The following is a 963-nucleotide window of genomic DNA, read 5'->3' on the forward strand; positions in this document are numbered from 1 at the left end:
GGCACGTGAACCACACCCGGGTGCTCCCCGACGGGATGGGGTCGATCTACGCGGTGCTGCCGGCCGAGGACTGTGTCCAGGTCGATCTGACCCTGGACGCGATCGCGCACGGGGCGAAGAACGACGGGGATGCGCGCACGATCGACCAGCTGCGCGCCGACGCCCTGCTCGCGCTGACCCACGCCGCCCTGATCACCGGCACCACCGGCCCACCCCAGACCAACACCGGCGCCGGCACCGGGGCGGGGACGCAGGCTGCGCCCGCTCTCTTGACGAGGGCCGGGACCGGCACCACCGTGCCCGGCCCGTCGGGCACGACCTGCGGAATCGGTACGGCTGGCGCGCCAGCTCCGCCGGGCGGCCCGCCCGCGCCCTCGGACGACGGCACCCCCGGCACGCCACCGGATGGTCCGCGAGCGGACACCGGGAGCGGTGCGGACCCCCGCGCAGCGTCTGCCTCCCCGCAACGGGTCGTGCCGCCCGGCGCGGTGCCTGGCGCGGCACCCCCGGCGGTGGGGGTGGAGTTCCCGCCGCTGCACCAGCTGCTGCTGCGCTCGTGCGAGCGCTTCACCGTCCCCGACATCCGCGTCCACGTCACCGTCCCGCTGGCCACCACCCTCCCGCCCGAACCCCCGGGCGGGTCCGAGGGCACAGCCCTGCCCACCGCCGCCGGCGGTGCCGAGGGTGCCGAGGGTGCCGAGGGTGCCGAGGGTGCCGAGGGTGCCGAGGGTGCCGAGGGTGCCGAGGGTGCCGAGGGTGCCGAGGGTGCCGAGCGCACCGACGCTGACACCGGCGAGGGCGACGGCGGCGACGGCGAGGGTGGCGGGGAGGTCGGTGAGGAGGCCGTTCCGGCGGCGTACCTGGAGGGGTACGGGCCCATCACCCCGGACCTGGCCCGGGCCCTGGCCGCGGGCGGGACCTGGCGGCGCCTGGTCACCGACCCCGTCACCGGGACCGTGACCC

General features: G+C 77.5%; 1 protein-coding gene. It reads left to right on the forward strand.

The window, feature by feature from the left end:
- On the forward strand, positions 1–963 hold a 963-nt coding region (locus tag ABD774_RS21505; protein ID WP_345045827.1), incomplete at both ends, for a DUF222 domain-containing protein.

The sequence above is a fragment of the Georgenia daeguensis genome (assembly GCF_039537705.1).
Taxonomy (GTDB): Bacteria; Actinomycetota; Actinomycetes; order Actinomycetales; family Actinomycetaceae; genus Georgenia; species Georgenia daeguensis.